This window comes from Nocardioides sp. SR21 (assembly GCF_022761125.1).
GTDB lineage: Bacteria > Actinomycetota > Actinomycetes > Propionibacteriales > Nocardioidaceae > Nocardioides.
Genome location: NZ_JAKWJR010000007.1, coordinates 264,233 through 285,072, shown reverse-complemented (window position 1 = coordinate 285,072; position 20,840 = coordinate 264,233). Strand labels below are relative to the sequence as shown.

At 71.6% G+C, this 20,840-nt stretch carries 14 protein-coding genes; 6 read left to right on the top strand and 8 right to left on the bottom strand.

From position 1 onward, the window contains the following. Positions 1-27 precede the first annotated feature (27 nt). From MJ604_RS15395 to MJ604_RS15385, 3 genes are all read right to left on the bottom strand, one after another. The gene (locus tag MJ604_RS15395; protein WP_243059375.1) at positions 28-3,693 is read right to left on the bottom strand and encodes a nitrate reductase subunit alpha; all 3,666 of its coding nucleotides are present in this window, start codon (positions 3,691-3,693) and stop codon (positions 28-30) included. A 63-nt stretch (positions 3,694-3,756) separates the two neighbouring features. Then, a complete protein-coding gene (locus MJ604_RS15390) occupies positions 3,757-4,272 on the bottom strand; it encodes a hypothetical protein (RefSeq protein WP_243059374.1) in 516 nt (171 codons plus the stop codon). 26 nt (positions 4,273-4,298) lie between these two features. Then, a complete protein-coding gene (locus MJ604_RS15385; RefSeq protein WP_243059373.1) occupies positions 4,299-4,784 on the bottom strand; it encodes a hypothetical protein in 486 nt (161 codons plus the stop codon). Positions 4,785-4,856: 72 nt separating this feature from the next. On the opposite strand from MJ604_RS15385, the gene MJ604_RS15380 reads away from it, so the two are divergent. Genes MJ604_RS15380 through MJ604_RS15370 form a run of 3 tightly spaced genes read left to right on the top strand, consistent with a single transcriptional unit; the run spans position 4,857 to position 8,023 of the window. Further along, a complete protein-coding gene (locus MJ604_RS15380) occupies positions 4,857-6,080 on the top strand; it encodes an NAD(P)/FAD-dependent oxidoreductase (RefSeq protein WP_243059372.1) in 1,224 nt (407 codons plus the stop codon). 35 nt (positions 6,081-6,115) lie between these two features. Further along, entirely contained in the window at positions 6,116-6,727 is a 612-nt protein-coding gene (locus MJ604_RS15375) for a hypothetical protein (protein ID WP_243059371.1), read from the top strand. A gap of 39 nt (positions 6,728-6,766) precedes the next feature. After that, complete coding sequence (locus tag MJ604_RS15370; RefSeq protein WP_243059370.1) at positions 6,767-8,023, top strand: hypothetical protein; 1,257 nt, start codon at positions 6,767-6,769, stop codon at positions 8,021-8,023. Positions 8,024-8,080: 57 nt separating this feature from the next. Here the strand turns inward: MJ604_RS15370 and MJ604_RS15365 are convergent, their stop codons facing one another. Together MJ604_RS15365 and MJ604_RS15360 are read right to left on the bottom strand one after the other, a co-directional pair. Continuing rightward, positions 8,081-11,017: a S8 family serine peptidase gene (locus MJ604_RS15365; RefSeq protein ID WP_243059369.1), complete on the bottom strand. Its 2,937-nt coding sequence runs from the start codon at positions 11,015-11,017 to the stop codon at positions 8,081-8,083. A 177-nt stretch (positions 11,018-11,194) separates the two neighbouring features. After that, positions 11,195-14,164, bottom strand: a complete 2,970-nt coding sequence (locus tag MJ604_RS15360) for an MMPL family transporter (RefSeq protein ID WP_243059368.1) — start codon at positions 14,162-14,164, stop codon at positions 11,195-11,197. A gap of 164 nt (positions 14,165-14,328) precedes the next feature. Between MJ604_RS15360 and MJ604_RS15355 the strand changes: the two genes are divergently transcribed. Next, positions 14,329-15,204 (top strand): hypothetical protein, encoded by an 876-nt coding sequence (locus MJ604_RS15355; RefSeq protein ID WP_243059367.1) that lies wholly within the window; start codon positions 14,329-14,331, stop codon positions 15,202-15,204. A 61-nt stretch (positions 15,205-15,265) separates the two neighbouring features. Here MJ604_RS15355 and MJ604_RS15350 read toward each other — a convergent pair whose 3' ends face one another. Further along, positions 15,266-16,138: a sigma-70 family RNA polymerase sigma factor gene (locus MJ604_RS15350; RefSeq protein ID WP_243059366.1), complete on the bottom strand. Its 873-nt coding sequence runs from the start codon at positions 16,136-16,138 to the stop codon at positions 15,266-15,268. 237 nt (positions 16,139-16,375) lie between these two features. Here MJ604_RS15350 and MJ604_RS15345 point away from each other — a divergent pair, with 237 nt between their 5' ends. Both MJ604_RS15345 and MJ604_RS15340 read left to right on the top strand, forming a co-directional pair. Then, entirely contained in the window at positions 16,376-18,619 is a 2,244-nt protein-coding gene (locus MJ604_RS15345) for a sensor histidine kinase (protein WP_243059365.1), read from the top strand. Continuing rightward, a complete protein-coding gene (locus MJ604_RS15340; protein WP_243059364.1) occupies positions 18,616-19,284 on the top strand; it encodes a response regulator transcription factor in 669 nt (222 codons plus the stop codon). The genes MJ604_RS15345 and MJ604_RS15340 overlap by 4 nt, the downstream gene beginning before the upstream one ends. Here the strand turns inward: MJ604_RS15340 and MJ604_RS15335 are convergent, their stop codons facing one another. Continuing rightward, positions 19,285-20,193 carry an LCP family protein gene (locus MJ604_RS15335; RefSeq protein WP_243059363.1) on the bottom strand — a complete coding sequence of 303 codons (909 nt, stop codon included), beginning with the start codon at positions 20,191-20,193 and terminating at the stop codon, positions 19,285-19,287. After that, positions 20,190-20,720 (bottom strand): hypothetical protein, encoded by a 531-nt coding sequence (locus MJ604_RS15330; RefSeq protein WP_243059362.1) that lies wholly within the window; start codon positions 20,718-20,720, stop codon positions 20,190-20,192. Before MJ604_RS15330 ends, MJ604_RS15335 begins: the two co-directional genes overlap by 4 nt. Positions 20,721-20,840: the final 120 nt, after the last annotated feature.

Sequence of the window (20,840 nt, the reverse complement as noted above, 5' to 3'; positions counted from 1 at the left end):
GCGCTCGCTGCTCGACCAGCGTTGCCATCAGTACGTCACCTCCTGCGACCGGCGGCGGATCGTCGTCACCATGTCGCGCTGGTTGCCGGTGGGGCCGAGGTAGTTGAACGTGTACGACAGCTGGGCGTACCCGCCGATCAGGTGGGTGGGCTTCACCAGCAGCCGGGTCACCGAGTTGTGGATGCCGCCGCGGCGGCCGGTGGCCTCGGACTTCGGTACGTCGATCGTGCGCTCCTGCGCGTGGTAGACGTACACGACGCCCGCCGGCATCTTGTGGCTGACGATCGCGCGAGCGACGAGCACGCCGTTCGCGTTGGTCGCCTCGACCCACTCGTTGTCCTTGACCTCGATCGCGGCGGCGTCCTGCGGGCTCATCCAGACCGTCGGGCCGCCTCTGCTCAGCGAGAGCATGAAGAGGTTGTCCTGGTACTCCGAGTGGATCGACCACTTCGAGTGGGGCGTCAGGTAGCGGACGGTGATCTCGAGACCGTTGGGGCCGAGCGCGGGCTCGCCGAACAGCCGCTGCATGTCGAGCGGTGGTCGGTACGTCGGGAGTGCCTCGCCGACGTCGGTCATCCAGTCGTGGTCGAGGTAGAAGTGCATGCGTCCGGTCAAGGTGTGGAACGGCTTGAGTCGCTCGATGTTCACGGTGAACGGCGCGTAGCGGCGACCGCCGGTCTCCGACCCCGACCACTCGGGCGAGGTGATCACCGGCATCGGCGCGGCCTGGGTGTCGGCGAAGCTGATCCGCTTCTCCTCCGAGCCCTCGGCCAGGTCGTGCAGCTTCTTGCCGACCCGCTCCTCGAGGGTCTTGAAGCCCTGCACGGCGAGCTGGCCGTTCGTCGTGCCCGAGAAGCGCAGGATCGCCTCGGCCATGTGCTGGTCGGTCGCGATCGACGGCCTGCCGGCGCCCGCGCCGCTGGACATCACGCCGTTGCTCTTGGCCAGCGCGGCGACCTGCTCCTCGAGCCGGTAGGTGACGTTCTTGACCGTGAAGCCGAGCTTGTCGGCGAGCGGACCGACGCTGCCGAGCTTGTCGGCGATCGCGGTGTAGTCGCGCTCGACGACCTGGAACACCGGCGCGGTGTCGTACGGGTCGCGCGGCGTCTCCCCCGGGGTGTCGTGCTGCAGCGGAACGCTGACCAGGTCCTGACGCGTGCCGAGGTGGTCCTTCGACAGCTCCGACAGCCGCTGCGCGATCGCGTGGAACGCCTCGAAGTCGGTGCGCGCCTCCCACGGCGGGTCGATCGCCGGGCTGAACGCGTGCACGAACGGGTGCATGTCCGTCGACGACAGGTCGTGCTTCTCGTACCAGGTGGCCGCCGGCAGCACGACGTCCGACAGCAGCGTCGTCGACGTCATCCGGAAGTCGGCGGAGACCAGCAGGTCGAGCTTCCCCTCCGGCGGGTCCTCGTGCCAGGCGACGTCACGCGGCCGCGGCGCCTCCGGGTTCTCTCCCCCGAGTCCGTCATGGCCGAGCACGTTGGAGTGGGTGCCGAGCAGGTTCTTGAGGAAGTACTCGTTGCCCTTGGCGCTCGACCCGAACAGGTTGGAGCGCCACAGCACCAGCGTGCGCGGCCAGGACTCCGGAGCGTCGATGTCGGCGATCGCGGGCTTCAGGCTGCCGTCGGCCAGCGCGTCCTTCACGTACTGCGCCGGGTCGTCGGTCTGCGCGGCCTCGGCGCCGACGTCCAGCGAGCTCCGGTCGAACTGCGGGTAGAACGGCATCCACCCCTTCTGCGCCGACCGGGCGATCACGTCGGCGGTGTGCATGTCCTTGAGGTGCCCGCGGGCCAGCGGCGAGCTGAGCGAGTCGGCGGAGTAGCCGTCGGTGCGCCACTGCCCGGTGTGCATGTACCAGAACGACGTGCCGGTCATCGTGCGCGGCGGGCGGCTCCAGTCGAGGCCGTTGGCCAGCGAGATCCAGCCGGTGATCGGGCGGCACTTCTCCTGCCCGACGTAGTGCGCCCAGCCGCCGCCGTTGCGGCCCATCGAGCCGGTGAGGATCAGCAGCGACAGGATCGCGCGGTACGTCGCGTCGCCGTGGAACCACTGGCAGATGCCGGCGCCCATGATGATCATCGAGCGGCCGCCGGACTCCTCGGCGTTGCGCGCGAACTCGCGGGCGATGCGGATGCACTGCTCGGCCGGGACGCTGGTCCGCTCGGCCTGCCACGCCGGGGTGTACGGCGTGCTCGCGTCGTCGTACCCCGCCGGCCACTCGCCGGGAAGTCCCTCGCGGCTCACGCCGTACTGCGCGAGCATCAGGTCGAAGACCGTGGTGACGCGGTGGCCGCCGACGACCCGCGTCGGCACGCCCCGGCGCAGGACCGAGCCCGAGCCGTCGTCCTCGGTGAAGGCCGGGAGCAGCACCTCGACGTTCTCGACCTCGGTGGTCGAGCCCGTCGAGCCCCCGGCGAGGGTCAGGGCCGGGCTGACGCCCTCGAGGTCGAGGTTCCACTTCCCCTTGCCGGACTCGGCGTAGCGGAAGCCCATCGAGCCGTTGGGTACGACCGGCTGCCCGGTGACGCCGTCCATGAGCACGGTCTTCCACGCGTCCTCGTCGGCAGTCGCACCCAGGTCCCGCGCGGTGAGGAACTTGCCGGGGACCAGGCCGCCCTGCTCGTGCTCCTCGAGCCGGATCAGGAACGGCAGGTCGGTGTACTGCTGGATGTAGTCGACGAAGAACGGCGTGCGCTTGTCGACGAGGAACTCCTTGAGGATGACGTGCCCCATCGCCATCGCGAGCGCCGCATCGGTGCCGGCCTGGGCGGGCATCCACTCGTCGGCGAACTTCGTGTTGTCGGCGTAGTCGGGGCTGACCGTCACGACCTTGGTCCCGCGGTAGCGGACCTCGGCCATCCAGTGCGCGTCCGGCGTCCGCGTGACCGGGACGTTGGAGCCCCACATCATCAGGTACGTCGAGTCCCACCAGTCGCCGGACTCGGGGACGTCGGTCTGGTCGCCGAACACCTGCGGGCTGGCGACCGGGAGGTCGGCGTACCAGTCGTAGAACGACGTCATCACGCCACCGATGAGCTGGATGAACCGGGTGCCGACGCAGTGGCTGACCATCGACATCGCCGGGATCGGCGAGAAGCCGGTGCACCGGTCGGGGCCGTGGGTCTTGATGGTGTGCACGTGTGCCGCGGCGATCATGTCGACCGCGTCGCGCCAGCTGACACGGACCAGGCCGCCCTTGCCGCGCGCCCGCTGGTACTTCCGGCGCTTCTCCGGGTCGCCGACGATCTCCGCCCACGCCTCGACCGGGTCGCCCAGCCGCTCGCGCGCCTCGCGGAACATCTCGACGAGCACGCCGCGCGCGTAGGGGTAGCGCACCCGGGTCGGCGAGTACGTGTACCAGGAGAACGCCGCGCCGCGCGGGCAGCCGCGGGGCTCGTACTCCGGCCGGTCCGGGCCCACGGACGGGTAGTCGGTCTGCTGCGACTCCCACGTGATGATGCCGTCCTTGACGTAGACCTTCCACGAGCAGGAGCCCGTGCAGTTCACGCCGTGCGTCGACCGGACGACCTTGTCGTGGCTCCACCGGTCCCGGTAGAACACGTCACCCGCGCGGCCGCCCTCGCGGAACACGGCGCGACCGTCGTCGGTCTCCTCCCACCTCGTGAAGAAACGTCCGGCCTTGAGGAGCGCATCGCTCCCTGGCCCGTCCACACCGTTGGTCCGAGGCATGCCATCAACGTATGGAGGCCCTCACCGCCATGTAAAGGGACCAAGGTCCCCCGAAGCGGGTGATCACGGGCCGGTGTACCGCACGACCTCGTCCTGGTGGGTGAAGCACCACGTCGCGAAGCCCACCGGGACCTGCTTGCGGCGCAGCTCGGCACACTGCGGCACGTCCTGACCGCCGATCACCGTGCGCCAGCGACCGTCCTTCTTGCCCCAGATCTCCCAGTGCCCGCCCTGCGCGCACTTCTCCTCGGGCTCGGCGAACACGCCCATGTTCGTGATCTGCGCCCAGCCGTCGGAGCGCCACCTCTTGATGACGACCAGCGGCGCCGTCCGGCAGTCCGGGTCGTCGTCGGTCCAGCCCCAGAGCTGGTTCAGCTTCTTCTTCGTGAAGGCGCGGAACTCGCTGTCGGTCCTCGCGAGCTTGCGCAGGTCGCCCGAGGCCCGATGGATCTCGACCCCGTCCCCGCGCCACACGACGCCGCGCGTGCCGGTGCCGGCCGCGGTGGCCGAGCTCGTGACCACCATCGCGAGCAGCACGCCCACGGCGGCGACGTACGCCGTCCACTTCTTCCCGGTCATCGTCATCCCCTTCGTCGACGCGCCGCTCAGCGCTGGTGGTAGTGCCGCAGGCGCTGGGCCCGGATGTCGTAGCACCGGTCGCCCGCGATGCTGCTCGGCACCACGTGCCGCTTCAGGACCCCGCAGCTCCAGAAGTCCTGGGTGCCCGCGATCTCCTTCCAGCGGCCGTCCGCCACGGCCCACAGCGCCACGTAACCACCGCAGTCGTTGACGTCGCCGACGGCGTAGCCGTCGGTGCGCAGGAACTCGACGGTCACGCCGACGTAGCCGTCGGTGCAGGTCGAGTGGTCGGTGAGGCGCTGCGCCTTCTTGCCGATGAAGCGCTTGAAGGCCTTGGGGGCACCGCGCAGGTTCTTGGCGTCGGCGCGCTCCTGCACCTGTACGCCGGGCGACTCGCCGCCGGCGTAGGCGATCAGCCTCGGCTTGTCCGGGTCGGCGGTGGCGTGCGCGGGGGCGGGGGTCAGCGTCAGGGCGACGGCCGCACCCACGAGGAGCGAGAGAGGCAGGTTCAAGGTCCCGAGTCGAAGGTTCATGCTCTGTTGACGCAAGGAGCCGGCCGAAGGTTGCGTCGTAGCATCCGAAGCGTGTCTCCACGGATCGCGGTGCTCGGTGCCGGCCTCGCCGGGCTGGCCGCCGCCACCCGCCTCGCCGAGGCGGGCCTGGACGTGACCGTGCTCGAGGCGCGCGACCGCGTCGGCGGCCGCGTCTGGTCGCACATCCTCGACGTCGGCGGCCGCACCTGCGTGGTCGAGCGCGGCGCGGAGTTCGTGCTCGACGGCTACGACACCTTCCGGGCGCTCGCCGCGGACCTCGGCCTTCCCGTGGTCGACAGCGGGATGTCGTACTACGTTCGCCAGCTCGCGGAGACGCCGGACATCACGGTCGCGATGCTCGCTGACGCCGGCCGCCGGGCAGCGCAGCTCGTCCGCGAGCTCGGGCGGCCCGCCTCCGTCGACGAGGTGCTCACCCTGCTCGGGCTGTCCGGCGACCTCGAGGAGGCGCTGCGGGCGCGCATCGAGATCTCGAGCGCCGCGCCCGCCGACACGGTCGACTCCTCGGCCATCGACCACATCGCCTCCTTCGAGCCCCGGCCGAGCCATCGACTGGGCGGCGGCAACCAGGGGCTGGCGCTCGGTCTGGCCGAGCGGCTGGGCACGGCGGTGCGCTGCGGCGAGGTCGTCACCTCGGTCGCCGAGCACGAGGGCGGCGTCCGCGTCACGACCACGACCGGGGAGGCCGAGTACGAGGAGGTCGTGGTCGCGCTTCCGCTCGCGGTGCTGCTGTCGGGTGATGTCGCCGTACCCACCACCGACGCGAAGCGCGCCGCCATGCGGCGGCTCACGCAGGGGCACGCAGCGAAGCTGCACCTGGCGCTGGCCGAGGCGCCCGGGACCAGCGCCCTGCTGTCGGTGCCCGGCCGGTTCTGGACCTGGACCGCGGTCGACGTCGAGGGCACGGTCGCCCCCGTCCTCTCGAGCTTCGCGGGCTCCGCGCCGGGCCTCGCCGCCCTGGACGTCGCGTCCGGGCCCGACACCTGGCGGGACGCGGTGCACGCGATCCGGCCCGACCTGTCGTTCGCCGACGATGCGCCGCTGCTCAGCACCTGGTCCGACGACCCGTTCGCCCGCGGCGCCTACAGCAGCCGGCCGGCGGACCTGAGCGGCGACGACCACCGGGCGCTCGAGGCGTCGGTCGGGGCGGTGGGCTTCGCGGGCGAGTACGTCGACGCCGAGCACGGCGGCCTGATGGAGGGCGCGCTGCGCAGCGGCCACCGGGCCGCCGACGCCATCATCAGGCGATCGCGCTGACCGTCACCTCGAACCCGTTGACCATCGCGTTGCCCGTGACCGGCACCAAGGGCGGGTACGCCGACCTGGCGAGGACCTCGGCCGCGGTCACCGTCGTCCCCGCCACGCTGACCGGCGGGACGCCGACGATCTCAGGGAACGCCAAGGTGGGCGTCGCGCTCATTGCGGACGCCGGCAGCTGGAGCCCGCAGCCGGTGGCGCTCGCCTACCAGTGGCTCGCCAACGGTGCGCCCATCTCCGGGGCGACCGCAGCGACGTACACCCCGTCGGCGGCGGACGCCCGGAAGACCCTGGCCGTCCGGGTCACCGGCACGAAGGCCGGGTACGCCACGCTCACCCGGACGTCGACCGGGCAGCACGTCGCGACCGGCACGCTGAAGGCGGTGCAGCCGAGGATCACCGGCAAGGCCAGGGTCGGCAAGACCCTCAAGGTCGTGACCGGCGCCTGGAAGCCGGCGCCGGTGGCGCTGGAGATCCAGTGGTACGCCGGCGGCGTCGCGCTCGACCACGCGACCGGGCCGAACCTGCGGCTGACCAAGGCGCTGAAGGGCCAGCGGATCAGTGTGGAGGTCACCGGCTCGAAGGCGGGCTACAGCGAGCGAGCGGTGATGTCGGCGGCGACCGGGAAGGTCGCCGCCCGACGGTGACGATCCGGTTCGGCGCATGCTGTGCCTAGGCTGCACGGCATGCGTCGACTCGGGCTCGTGGTGCTGCTCGCCCTCCTGGTGTTCGGCGCCGGAGCGGTGGCCGCGTGGAGCCTGTGGCACGCGGACGGCGAGTACGACCACGCCCTCGAGCGCTACGGGAACGACCGCGGCGAGCCGAACGTCTACGTCGACCTGCCGGACGGCGACGCCCAGCTCGCGCTCGGATCGCCCGACGGTCACGCGCTCGTCGTGCAGTGGCGCGACCCGGACGGGCACGGCTGGACCGCGCCCGAGACCGTCTGGGACGACCGCGAGAACCTCGCGATCGAGAACACCGTCCGGTACGGCGGCGGCACCGCCGCCATCGTGGAGACCTACACCTCCGACGTCCACGACGACAGCGACGGCAGCGCGTCGTACGTCGCTGTCGTCTGCCGCGACCTGACGTGCGAGGCCACCGGGTCCCGGGCCACGGAGGCGCAGGTGACGCCGGACGGGTCGACGGCCTACCTGGGACAGTCCGTCGAGGGCGTGCTGTTCTGGGACGAGTCGGACGGGTTCCACGAGGAGCGCTGGGAGGACCATCCCGGCTTCGACTACCACCGCGCGTCACCGTCGGAGCCCGTGCTCGCGCCCGACGGATCGCTGCGGATGGTCGGCTCGGCGCCCGACCGCGGGTCCTGCACCTTCGCGCTGTACACGAGCGCACCCGGCTCGGCGAGCCTCACCGTCCAGGACCGGCGTACGGAACCGCTGCGCGGCAACCGGACCTCGGACTGCCGCACCTACCTCGCGACCTGGAGCGACAGCTGGGTGCAGGTGAACCCGTCCGACCACCGCGGCGCGACGTTCTGGTTCGTCGCGGACGACGGCGGCTGGACGAGCACGACCGAGGACGCGAGCGGGTTCGACCTCGTCGACGTACGGCGCGGCTGCTGCGACTCCTCGTCGATCGGGTTCGTGCACTGGCACGACGTCACCTTCGGCTCGCCGGACGGGCAGCGGATCCAGGTGCAGAGTCACCTGCTCGGCGACGAGCACTGGAGCGATCCGGTCCTGCTCGAGGGAGCGCCGGCGGGGGCCCGGTGCACGTGGCAGGACGGCTACGAGTCCGGCCCCGCGGGCTTCGCCGTCGTCATGACGTGCCGCGACGGGCTCGCCGTCGCGGCGTCACCCGACCTGCGCACCTGGACGTCGACGTACCTGCCCGGTGAGACGGGGCAGCCGCTCGGCGACGGCGACGGCCTGACGATCGACGACCGCCTGGTGTGGACCCCCGACGGCGGCTTCCAGTGACGACTCCGGCCCCGCCCCGCTGGGTGCGGGACGGGGCCGGAGTGCGTGCTGTTGCTGCTAGTCGACCTGGACGATCGTGTGCATGTCGCGATCGCCGTAGGTGACGTACCCGAACCAGTTCTTCGCCTCGTCGAGTCCCGTCCAGCTCGCGGTGTACGAGAACGGCTCACCGGTCTCGACCGTGAGCGGGTCGGGGTCGAGGTCGAGGTTGCCGGCGTCGGTGCCGTCGGCGACCACCCACTGGTCGTAGCGCATCGTCGCCGCACCCTCGCCGGCGGCGAAGGCGTTGACGTACACCTCGTAGGTGCCGGCCGGGACGCCGATGCCGGTGACGACCTCGTCGGAGCTCGCCGTGGCCGAGTAGCCGATCAGCTCGCCGTCGAGGTAGACCCACAGGTCCAGGTCGTCATCCGGGTCACCGTCGGTGCGGAACCGCACCGAGGAGCCCTCGGGCACCACCACGGTGGACTTGAAGGTGTCCGCGTCGGCGTTCGGCGCCTGGTAGTCGAACCCACCCGCGGGCAGGTCCTGGACGACCGGCGTCGAACCGACCAGGCCCGAGGGCTTGAGGTCGATCGAGCCGGAGAAGCCCGCCAGGCCCTCGACAGTGGCCGTCCCGTTCGGGACCGTCCCGACGACCTCGTCGTCGGCGACCAGCGCCTCCGGCTTGATCTGCACGGGGAGCTGGACCTTGTGGCCGCGGTTCCCGGTCATGGTCAGCTTGCCGGTGGTGTACTCGCCGAACGCGGCGTCGTTCTCCGCGGTCAGCGTGACCTTGAAGCTCCGGGTCGCGCCAGCCGGGACGCTGATCGACGCCGGCTCGGCGGCGACGGTGACGCCGTCGAGGCCGGTCGAGCCGATCGTGTAGGTCTCGCTCTTGCCCGACACGTTGGTCACCCGACGGGTCACCGTCTGGGTGCCGACGAGGTCACCGATGCCGATCGACGGCAGGTTCAGGTCGCTGGCGTCGATGGGGTTCGGCGTCAGCGGCGCACCGGTGGCGGTGGTGACGCCCTGACCGGACAGGAAGTTCAGGTAGTCGGCACCGCGGGCGTCGAACACGATGCCCGGGTCCAGGAACTTCCGCGGGTCGACCTGACCGGCGCCCTGCGCGAACGGGGACGGGGCCTCGTCCTTGAGGTCGTACGACGTCGTCATCATCGCCGACTTGATCATGGCCGGGCTCCAGTACGGCTCGAGCCGGTGGATGAAGGCGGCCAGGCCCGCGATGTGCGGCGATGCCATCGACGTGCCGGAGTAGAGGTCCCACTTGTGCCCGTGGTTGCTGGGCGGTGCGACCGCGGCGACGACGCTGACACCCGGAGCCGCGATGTCCGGCTTGATGATGTCGCCACCACCGGCGCCGGCGGCGGCCGGGCCGCGCGAGGAGAACCCGGCGATCTGGGGCACCGGCGTGTTGTCGGCCAGGGCCGGGTTGATCCGGGCCGTCGGGTTCGCGTCCTCGGTCACGTAGGCGTAGACCGCGTCGGCGTCCGGCACGTTGATGTGCACGGTCGGGACCGCGTGGAAGTCCGCGTCGATGCTGTTGTCGCTGACGTTCAGCAGCACCATGCCGAGACCTCCGGCACGCGCGACCTCGGCGCTCTTGGCGATCCGGTCGTAGACGCCGCGGTCACAGGCGACGATCGTGCCCTCGACCTTCGACGGGTCCAGCGAGTCCGGGCCGCAGAGGCCGTCGTCCTCGGACTCCGGGACCTCCACGTCGGCGGCATACACGAACGGGCTGGTCGGGACGGCCTTGTCACTGACCATCGCGCCGACGTACTTGGCGCCGTTCCCGAGCACCACGCCACCCTGGTAGTTGTACGACGTGCTGGCCGCCGTCGTGGTCAGCCAGGGGCCGTTGTTACCCACGGTCGTGGCGTCCGGGCCGTCGTTGCCCGCCGAGGTCGCCACGAACACGCCGGCGACGGAGGCGTTCATGAAGGCCAGGTTGCTGGCGTCGGTGAAGGCGTCACCGCCGCCGGTGCTGCCGATCGAGTAGTTGATGACGTCCACGCCGTCGCTGACCGCGTCGTCGATCGCCGCGATGATGTCGACGTCGCTGCCGCCGTCCTGGGAGTCGTCCTCGAAACTCCACAGCACCTTGTAGACCGAGATCATGGCGGCCGGCGCCATGCCCGAGGCCTTGCCGAAGTCCTGACCCTCGATCTTGACCTTGACGCCGTAGTTGCCGGCCGCGGTCGAGGCGGTGTGCGAGCCGTGGCCGCCACCGTCGCGCGGCGAGCGGTACTCGGTCTCGGCGAGCTCCTTGCCCTCGGTGTAGGCGTCGTAGTAGCGGGCGCCGATCACCTTGGAGTTGCAGGTCGTGGCCGGGAAGTCCTCACCGGCCTCGCAGGTGCCGTAGAAGCCCGGCACGCTCACGGGGCCCTTCTTGCCCTTGAACGAGGGGTTCTCGGGCCAGATGCCGGTGTCGATGACACCGACGACGACGCCCTTGCCGGCCTTGGCCGTGCCGCCGTGCTTGGCCCACTGCCCCTTCTTGCCGCTCATGTGCAGGAACTCGGGAGTGTGCACGGTGTTGGCGACCACGTGCTCCTGCGGGTTCACCGTCAGGACGCTGGCGTCCTTGCGGAGCGCGAGCACCTGGGCGCCGGTGAGCTGGGCGGAGAACCCGTTGAGCGCCGTGGTGTAGCGGTAGATCGTGGTCGGGTCGCCGACCCGCTGGAGGAGCCGGTCCTGCTGGTTGGCCAGGAGCCGCTCGTACTGCTGCACCGCGGCCGACCGGGGGCTGAACGACCCGCCGGTAGCCGGCGCGGTCCGGGCGTAGCCCTTGCGGCCTCCGGCGTACGACGCCGAGGGAGGAGCCTTCAGGATGACGTTGTAGACGCCCGCCTCCGGGAGGGGCTCGCTGCCGAACGCGGCGCGGGCCGCGTCGACCGGGGCGACGTCCTTCCCTGCGGACTGTGCGGAGGACGTGGGCGCACCCGCCAGGGCGGTGCTGAGCGCGACGACGGGCGTCAGCGCGAGCACGGCAAGCCTGACCCGCCCGAGATGGAACACAGACAAGATTTCCCTCGATTCCCAGAGCAAACCGGACGATCGGCGGCCGGCCGACCGTGTGCCCCCGGAACACCAGGGACCAGAGTGATCCTGTGTGCCAGGGGCCACCCGGTCAAGGCTTGGAAGGGTGAGGAAAGCAAAAGTCCCTCATCTGCGGGGCACCGCTCCCCTGTCGCCCTCCCCGTCGCCCTCGATCGAGACGTGCGGCAGGAGCCGGTCCAGCCAGCGCGGCAGCCACCAGGCGGCCTGCCCGCAGAGCACGAGCACGGCCGGCGCGAGCGTGACGACCAGGATGCCGGCCAGCAGCACCGCTACTGCCAGGCCGACCCCGAACTGCTTGATCGTCGGGTCGCTCTCCAGGATGAAGCTGGCGAACACCGACGCCATGATCAGCGCCGCCGCCGTGGTGATCCGCGCGCTCGCCCCCAGGGCCGAGCGGACCGCCTCGCGAGCGGCCTCGCCGGCGTGGTGGTGCTGCTGCACGTGGCTCACCAGGAAGACCTCGTAGTCCATCGAGAGACCGAACAGGCCGGCGAACATCATCAGGGGCACGTAGCTCGCGATCGGGACGCTGCTGTCGGCGGTGTCGATCCCGAGCAGGGAGATCCCCCAACCCCACTGGAACGCGGCGGTCAGGACCCCGAACGCCGCCGCTGCCGAGAGCAGGTTGGTGATCGCCGCCTGCAGCGGGATCAGCAGCGATCGGAACGCGATCATCAGCAGCAGCATGCCGAGGCCGATGACGGTCCCGATCACGAGCAGCAGCCGGGCGGAGATGAGCGAGGCCAGGTCGACGTACGACGCCGTGTAGCCGCCGACGTACGACGTGATGCCCGCGCCCGCGTTGGTGTCGGGCAGGACCGTGTCGCGGACGAGGCCGACGAGGTCGGCGGTGTCGTCGGAGGCGGGCGCGGTGACCGGGACGGCCGAGAGCAGGACCACGTCGCCCTTCTCGTTCAGCTGGGGCGGGGTCAGCGCGACCACCCCGGGCGTCGCGGTCAGACCCTGCTGGAGGTTCACGACCCGCGGATCCGTCCCGCGCGGGTCGCCGCCGGCAGCGGTCACCATGTCGGTGAGCTCCTGCTTCAGCTTCTCGGCCCGCTTCTTCTCCTGCTGCGCCTGCTGTTGCTGCGCCTTCAGCTCGTCGGCCTGCGCCTGGAGGGCGGCCGCCTGCTGCTTCAACGAGGCGGCCTGCCGCTGGAGCTCGTCGGCCTGCCGCTGGAGGTCCGCCGCCTCCTGCTCCAGCTCGCCCTTCTGCCGCTCGAGCTCGGCGGCCTGCTGCCGCAGCTGGTCGGCCTCGGCCTCCAGCTGGCGCGCCTCGTCGGCGAGACGGCGCGCCTGCTGCTCCAGCGGCGCCAGCCGCGCGCGGACGTCCGCCTGACGGTCGCGCACCCTGGCGAGCCGCTCCCGCAGCCGAGCGAGCCGGTCCGGGTGGTCCTGGGCTCGGTCGATCCGGCGTTCGAGGACGCGCTCGCGCACGTCGAGCAGCGCCAGGTGCCGTACGAGCGGCCCGGCCCGGTCGGCCAGGGCCTCCGCCTGCCGCTCCAAGGCGGCCTTGCGGCTCTCGAGGCGGGCCTGCTGCTCCTCGAGCGCCGCGGCCTCGTCCTCCAGCGCCGCCTGCCGCGCCCGGAGCTCGTCGCGCTGCTGCTCGAGCTCGGCCTGCTCCGACTGGAGTCGCTCCTGCTCCTGTTCCAGCTGTGCCTGCTGCTCCTCGAGCCGCTGCTTCTGCTTCGTGAGCGTCTTCTGCTTGCTCTCCAGGTCTGCCTGGAGCGACTGCGCCTCGTCGTACTTCTGCGTGTACTCGTCACTGGGCGCGGCTACCGGGTCGAGCTCCGAGGCGACCTGGAGCGGACCGTTGTAGCCCACGCCGAATCCGGCGGTGATCAGGTCGTAGGCCCGGCGTTCCGTGGTCTCGGGCGAGGTGGCGCCCACGTCCTCCTGCCCGAGCTCCAGCGAGAACGCCGGGATGATGAGCGGGACCAGCGCCGCCAGCGACACGACGGTCACGACGACCGGGTGCCGGCGCACGACGCCGGCCCACCGCTCCCACACACCGCCCTTGTGCGTGTGCGTCGAGCGCATGAACCCCGGGAGCGCCAACCAGTTGACCCGGTGCCCGAGCAGCCCGAGCAGCGCCGGCAGCAGCGTGATCGCGACCAGGACCGCCGCCACGACCGCGATCGCGGAGGCGAGTCCGAGGGTGCTCACCAGCGGGATCCCGGCCACGCTGAGCGAGAGGAGCGCGACGACCACCGTGCACCCGGCGAAGACGATCGCGCTCCCCGACGTCGCGACCGCCTGAGCCACGGAGTCGTCGGTCGACGCCCCGCTCCGGAGGTTGTCCTGGTGCCGCGTGATGAGGAACAGCGCGTAGTCGATGCCGACGCCCAACCCGATCATCGTGGCCAGGGTCGGCCCGCTCGACGGGATCGCGAGCACGTGGCCGAGCAGCCCCACGACGCCGAGCGCGACGCCGAGTCCGGCCACCGCCGTCAGGATCGGCAGTCCCATCGCCACCAGGCTGCCGAGCACGAAGCTGAGGATGAACATCGCGGCGACGATGCCGACGATCTCGCTGGTCTCCGAGTCGTCGGTCGACAGGGTGGAGCCGATCGAGCCCGCCGCCTCGACCGTGATGCCCGCCTCCTGGGCGGGTGCGGTCGCGTCCACGACGTCCTGGGCCATCTCGACGGTGAGGTCGCCCGACCCGATGTCGAGCAGCACCGGCGCGAACGCGGTCTGCCCGTCCTCGGCCAGGAGGCCGGCGGTCTGGCCGGCGCTGCTCATCGGGTCGGTGACGCTGTGGACGTGGGCGACCTGCGCGATCGCCGTGACCGAGGCCGAGACCGCCTTGGCGTTCGCCTCGTCGCTCAGCGTGCCCGTCGAGACGTCGAAGACGATCGGGTTGACGCCGTTCTGCTGGGGCGGGAACCGCTCCTCGAGCAGGTCCTTGGCGGCCTGGCTGCCGGTCCCGGGCAGCGACAGGTCGTTGTTCGTCTGCGCGCCGACGGTCGACACCGCGACGCCGACGCCGGCCGCCAGCAGCACCCACACGCAGATCACGACGAGTCCGTGCCGGGCGCAGAACAGGCCGAGGGCGTGCAGGAGCCGCGCCATCGCACCATCCCTCCGGGCCGTCCGGTCCTTCGAGGATGGCGCGGTCGGGGGCCGTGCCGGCATCCCCAATAACAGGTATCCGGCCCCCGCGGCTCTCATCATCGCGCGCCCGTGACCGATGCACCCAGCGCAAGTCCAACACCACACCAGGAGTGACCGCATTCATGAAAAAGGCTCTCGGGGCTCTTCTCCTCTGCTCCACGCTGTCCGTCACCACCGCCGCGACCCTCGCCTCCTCCGGCGCGGCCGTCCCGGCGCCGTCCGCGGCTAAGGCCGCCACCACGACGGACCCGAACCCGTCGCCGCAGACGGCCTCCTTCTCCACCACGGGCTCCACGACGCTGAAGACCACGGCCGGCGAGGCCGTCCACGTCCGCTACCCCACGGTGAACGGCGCGATCGCCCCCAAGCGCCCGGTCGTGCTCATCGGGCACGGGATGGGCATGGGATCGAACATGGCGAACGTCATGAACAACGGCGCGTTCCTCAACAAGGCGGGCTACGTCACGGTGAGCTCGAACATGGACGCGCAGTCGTCGTACACGAACAAGGCCCGCCTCATGAGCCGCGCCCTCGACGCCGTGCTGGCCGCTCCCAGCCTGACCGCCGGCGTCCTGCCGAACCGCGTCGGCTACTACGGCGGCTCCAACGGCGCGATCACCGGCGTCACCATGCAGGACCCGACCGTGCGGGACAAGCGCATCAAGGCCTTCGTGCTCCGCTCCCCGTGGGCGCGTGAGGGCAAGCCGTCGTGGACGGACGCCCCGCCGATCCTCGTGATGCTCGGCACCGCCGACACCACGATCGCTCCCGCCAACTCGCGTGCGGTCTACAACGCCATGACCTTCCCCAAGGGCAAGATCGAGCTGTCCGGCGCGAAGCACGACATGGTGCTGTCCGGCTCGAACATCGTGCAGGACTCCTCGAAGGCGTTCTTCGCTCGCTACCTGGGCGGCGTCGCGACCGGTCTCAACACGATCTCGCCGATGATCACCAAGGACACGCGGCTCAACTACGTGTTCGACTGGACGTCGGACTGATCGAAGCGTGACTGAACGAGACGCCCCCGGCCACCTGGCCGGGGGCGTCTCGTCGCTCAGCTCAGGTGGCGGCGAGCTGCGCGACCGACGCCGTCGCGTAGGCCCGCCGCTGCGCGTGCCGCTGGGCGTGCCGCTCGACGACGGCGCCCGCGTAGGCGGCGCGACGCCGGCCGACCACACCCGCCGGTCGGGCCTCCGGCAGCGGCACCTCCGGGTCGAGCGCCGTGTGGAGCGCGTCGCGCAGGAGCACGAGGGCCTCGGCGCGCAGCTGCGAGATCCGTGACTCGGTGACGCCGAGCTCGGCGGCGATCTCGGCCATCGGGCGCTCCTCGAGGAAGTACCCCCGGACCACGGCCGCGAGCCGCTCCGGCAGCTCGGCGATGGCATCGGCGAGGTACTCGACCCGCTCGGTGCTCAACGCGCTCGCCTCCGGTCCGGCGCCCGGGGCGCGCAGGGTGTCGGCGTACGAGAAGTCGGGGCCGGGCTCGAGCGGGAGGACGGTCGCGCGGGCGATGTCGGCGTCGGTCCGGACGACCTCGTCCACGCTCATGCCGAGCTCCTGGGCGACCTCGGCGTCGTTCGGCGTCCCGCCACCCGCGACGGCCAGCCGGGCGCGGGTGTCGGCGACGTCGCGGCTGCGGCGGCGCAGCGAGCGCGTGGCCCAGTCGGTGGAGCGGAGCTCGTCGACGATCGCGCCGCGGATCCGGGTGGACGCGTACCGCTCGAACGGCACGCCGCGGGCGGGGTCGAACGCCCGGGCGGCAGCGACCAGGGCGAGGTTGCCGGCGGAGTGGAGGGCGTCCTCGTCGACGTACGACGGCACCCGGGACATCGTCTCGCGGACCAGGTACGTCACGATCGGGAGGTAGCGGACGGCGAGCTCGTCGGCGTCGTCGTGGGCAGGGGTCTCGGTGGGTGCGGTGTGCGTCGTCATCGCAGACCAAACGGGCCTGACGACCACCCATGACGCGGCTGGCCGAGGAAAAGATCGCTACTCGTCCGTAATGGTCCGACCCGAGGGTCCGACTAGTCCGAACGGGCCATGACCGTAGCCCGGCACGAGGCACCGGCCACGACCCTGCCGCGTCCCGACCGACCGGGACGAATGCCCATGGCCCGTCGGGACTGCAGCGCCTTCCTCCCTGCCGAGGGGCGGTGCACCATAGCCACAATGGCGCGTACGGCTCAGGTCCTGGTGATCGTCGCGGCCTGGGCGATCCCGGTCGTGTGGATCGGCGCGGAGCTCGGGACCCGCCCCTCGGACGGGACCGTCGTCTGGTCGTCCCCGGTCGCCGGCGGCGACGAGTGGGGATCGGCGGTCACGGTACGCCGGACCTACGGCGACTCCCTGCTGCTCCCGGGCGACGTCCTGTTGAGCATCGACGGCCGGCCGCTCGACCACTGGCTCGCAGGCGAGACGTCCTCGGACGTGTCCGTGGGCGAGACGATCCGGTACCACGTCCGGCGGGTCGAGGACGGCAGCCCTCGGGAGTACGACCGGACCGTGACCGTGACCCACTTTCCGCTGGGCCGGGCCCTCGTGGCCGACCTGCCCCAGGTGCTGGTCGCCCTGCTGCTGCTGGTCGCGGGGAGCGTCGCCTTCTACCTCCGGCCGGGGCTGGTGGCCGCGAGGGCGTTCCTCGGCTTCGCCTCCCTGGTGCCGATCGGTCTGGCGTCGTCCCCGTGGGGCCTGGGCGCACTCGACCTGGCCGGCGGCCGCGGCTACTGGCCGCACGTCGTCGCCCAGGTGGTGTTCGCCCTGGGGCTCGGTCTCGCGGTGCTGGCCGCGGCCACGCTGCCCACCCCTCGAGGCTGGCTCTCGCGCCACCCCTGGGTGGTGCCCGCCGCTCTTGCCCTGCCCTTCGCCGGGTACGCCGTGTGGGTCGCTGCGGTTTCGACCGGCGAGGAGGGGGCGGCCCGCACCCAGGCGCTCCTGGCGGTAGCCGCTCCCGCGCTGGTCGTCGTCGTGCCCGCGGCCCTGGCGGTGCTCATCTTCGGCTACCTGCGGGCGAGCTCCCGCGACACCCGCCTCGCGACGCGGCTCGCTCTCATGGTCCTCACTGCGGGTCTCGGACTCCTCCTGCTCCTCGGCGTCCTGCCCGAGCGGGTGGTCGGAGACCCGGTCCTGCCGTTCGACGTCCTGATGCTCCTGGTCGTCCCTCCGATCCTGGCCGGCGTGGTCGTGGCGCTCGTCGGCTACCGGCTCGACGTCATCGAGCCGAACGTTCGCCGGGCGGTGGTGCAGGGAGCGGTCGCGGCCGTGTTCGGGACCGCCTTCGTGGTGGTCGCGGCGACGGTCGGGCGGGCCGCCGACGTGTCGGTCGGGTCGATCCTGGCCGGCGGCGTGGCGGCCCTGGTGGTGCTCCCGCTCGCCGTTGCCCTCCAGCGCAGGGTCCGCCACGTCGTGTTCGGCGACCGCGAGCTCCCCCGGTCCGTCGTGGCCGAGCTGCGCCGGCTCGACTCCTCCACCGCGCCGTCAGAGGCGCTCACCGAGACCTTGAGCGTCCTGTGCCGGCGCCTGCACCTGTCGCACGCGGCCATCCAGCTGCCCGGGACCGACGGGCCGGCCCTGGCCTCGTACGGCGAGCCGAGCGGCGGTGGACGGGTCGTCGTCGACCTCGTCGCGAGCGGCGCGACGATCGGGTCGTTGCACCTCGAGACCCACCCGCTCCGCGACCCCTTCGGTCGTGGCGATCGCCGGCTCCTCGAGGACGTCGGTGCCCAGGTCGGCGCGCTCGTCCAGGCCGTGCTGGCCAATCGTGAGCTCCAGCGGTCTCGCCAGGCGCTGGTCACCGCCCGCGAGGAGGAGCGCCGTCGGCTGCGTCGCGACCTGCACGACGGCCTGGGCCCGTCACTCGCCACGATGATGATGCGGCTGGAGTCCGCCCAGGAGCTGATCGCGACGGATCCCGACCAGGCCGCCGTGGCGCTCGGAGGACTCGCGGACCTCGCCCACGACGACATCGCGGAGGTCCGCCGTCTCGTCGAGGGCCTGCGCCCCGGCGTCCTCGACCAGCTCGGCCTGGTCTCGGCGCTGCGCCAGCGTGCCGCGCAGCACGAGCAGGCGGCGGGCGGCCACGGGCTCGCGTGGAGGGTCGAGGCCGAGGAGGTGGAGCCGCTGCCGGCGGCGGTCGAGGTGGCGGCGTACCGGATCGTGCTGGAGGCCGTCACGAACGCCGTACGACACAGCCACGCGCGCGAGTGCGTGGTGACGTTGCGACGCGACGACGCTCAGCTGCGGGTTCGCATCGGCGACGATGGCGTAGGGATGGCCGAAGGCCGACCCGCTGGTGTAGGCCTGTCCTCCATGAGGGAGCGGGCCGAGGAGCTCGGCGGCACGTGCACCGTCGCCTCCGACGGTCGCGGCACCGTGGTCGAGGCGCTGCTCCCGCTCCGGGCAGGGGAGGACTCGTGACCGGCGCGGTGCGGGTGCTGGTCGTGGACGACCACGAGCAGTTCCGGCACGGCCTGGAGCTGCTGCTCGGCGCGATGGAGGGCATCGAGGTCGTGGGCCGTGCCGGAGACGGGCGCCGCGCCGTCGAGCTCGCTCTCAACCTGCAGCCGGACGTCGTGCTGATGGACCTGCACATGCCGCAGCTCAACGGCGTCGAGGCGACTGCTCTCATCGTCCAGTCCTCGCCGCACATCGCGGTCCTGGTGCTCACCATGATGGAGGACGACGACTCGGTGTTCGCCGCGGTCCGTGCCGGGGCGCACGGATACCTGCTCAAGGGAGCGCGGCGATCCGAGATCGAGCGCGCGATCGAGGCGGTCTGTGCGGGAGAGGTGATCTTCGGTCCCGGCATCGCCGAGCGCGTGATGACGTACTTCCGGCACGCGCGCAGCCGGCCGACCGAGCAGGCCTTCCCGGAGCTGACGGACCGTGAGCGGATGGTGCTCGGCAAGATCGCGGAGGGCATGGACAACGCGGAGATCGCCCGGGATCTCGGCCTCTCGGTCAAGACCGTCCGCAACCACGCCAGCAACATCTTCGCCAAGCTCCACGTCGCGCACCGCGCCCAGGCGATCGTGCTGGCCCGTGAGGCCGGTATCGAGAACCCCGACACGCGACCCGACTAGCTAGCGCGGCTCGCAGCCGCTCTCGAACGTCGCGTCTGCGGCCGCCTCTCGTCCCAGCCGCTCCGCCAGCTCGTCGTCGGGAACGATGATCTGGTTGCCCCGCGCGTCTACGTCCTCCCTGCCGACGACGATGCAGCCCTCCACCTGGTCGGGATCCACGCCGGTCAGCACGTTGAGCAGGCGGTAGAGGTCGACCGGGGAGGCGTCGGTGTCGAGCCCCTCGAGGGCCGACAGGGCCATCAGCTCGACGAAGCCCCGGTCGCCGTCCTGCCGCTGGAGCTGCTTCAGCAGCCCGAGCAGCAGGGCCTGGTGGTTCTCGGACCGGACGAAGTCGCCCGGTACGTCCGGGAACGCATCGCGTGTCATGGCGAAGTCCAGGGCCTCGTCCCCGGTGAACTCGTTCGGACCCTTGTCGACCTGCATGTTCCTGTCGTCGGTGACGAAGGCCTGGGACGAGACGACCGTGACCCCGCCGAGCGCGTCCACCATCGACACGAATCCGTCACCGGCGGTTGCCAGCACGTAGTCGGCTGTGATCCCGACCAGCTCGCGAACCACCTCGCTCACCCGCTCAGCGTCGGCGTCCTCCCCGTAGGCCTGATTGATCTTCCCCATCTCGCCGCCACCGAGGTCGACCCAGCTGTCCCTCGGGATCCCGATCCCGGCGGCAGCGCCGGTCCGCGCATCGATACCGAGCAGCTGGATGGCGTCGGTGTCGTGGACGCTGTCCTCGCCCAGCACGAGGACCCAGACGACGTCGCTGCCGGCGTCGTACCCCTCCGCGGTGGTGACCTTGGTGAGGGTCAGCGTGGTAGGCTGCACCGCCGAGCCCGGGACCAGGACGACCAGCACCAGCGCGATGGGGAGCAGCTGGAGCGCCGTCCGAAGCGCGCGGAGAGCGTGACTCATGGTGTCGTCGCCTCCACCGGCAGTGCGTCGCTGTCGTCCCGGCGTACGTCGTAGGCGAACACCGACCACCGCTCGTTGCGCCGCTCGAGCACGAGCCGTCCGTCCAGCGCCGCGGTCGTCGTGGACTCGCCGTCGTCGACATCGAAGGCGAAGTCGATCCAGGCGGTGGCGCCGAGCGCCTCCCCGTCGACGACGTAGAACGACAGCGCCGCCCCGAGGTCGGTCGCCCGCACCGAGCTCGCGTTCTCGAAACGGGCCGCCGTCAGCACCTCGAGGTCGCCGACGGCCTGCTCCGCTGCTCCGCTGGTGAAGTCCTCGAAGCCCTGCACGAAGTCGTCACGGGGATAGCCCCCGAGGAAGCCGGCCTCGACGTAGCGGGCGACGACGTCGCTGACCTCGGACTCGAACCGCGCCCGGGCACGTTCGTCGAGGCCGTCGCCGTGGACCGTGGCCACCCGGAGCGCCGTGGACGGGGAGTCCGGGGGCTCGGGCTCCTCCCCCGTGCACGCCGCGACCAGTGTCACCACGACCGCCCCCGCCGCTAGGCACGGCAGCAGGCCCGTGGTTCCGAGACGCCGGTGGCGTGCGGTTCCTCGTCGGGCCATGGCTCCATGATGAGAGGTGGCCGGCGCGGTCGACCCGGGACT

Excerpts from the sequence above, each read along its gene's own strand:
- MJ604_RS15335 (WP_243059363.1), bottom strand. The coding sequence starts at position 20,193 with ATGAGTCACGCTCTCCGCGCGCTTCGGACGGCGCTCCAGCTGCTCCCC.
- MJ604_RS15360 (WP_243059368.1), bottom strand. The coding sequence starts at position 14,164 with ATGGCGCGGCTCCTGCACGCCCTCGGCCTGTTCTGCGCCCGGCACGGA.
- MJ604_RS15395 (WP_243059375.1), bottom strand. The coding sequence starts at position 3,693 with ATGCCTCGGACCAACGGTGTGGACGGGCCAGGGAGCGATGCGCTCCTC.
- MJ604_RS15370 (WP_243059370.1), top strand. The coding sequence starts at position 6,767 with ATGCGTCGACTCGGGCTCGTGGTGCTGCTCGCCCTCCTGGTGTTCGGC.
- MJ604_RS15355 (WP_243059367.1), top strand. The coding sequence starts at position 14,329 with ATGAAAAAGGCTCTCGGGGCTCTTCTCCTCTGCTCCACGCTGTCCGTC.
- MJ604_RS15345 (WP_243059365.1), top strand. The coding sequence starts at position 16,376 with ATGGCGCGTACGGCTCAGGTCCTGGTGATCGTCGCGGCCTGGGCGATC.
- MJ604_RS15350 (WP_243059366.1), bottom strand. The coding sequence starts at position 16,138 with ATGACGACGCACACCGCACCCACCGAGACCCCTGCCCACGACGACGCC.
- MJ604_RS15390 (WP_243059374.1), bottom strand. The coding sequence starts at position 4,272 with ATGACCGGGAAGAAGTGGACGGCGTACGTCGCCGCCGTGGGCGTGCTG.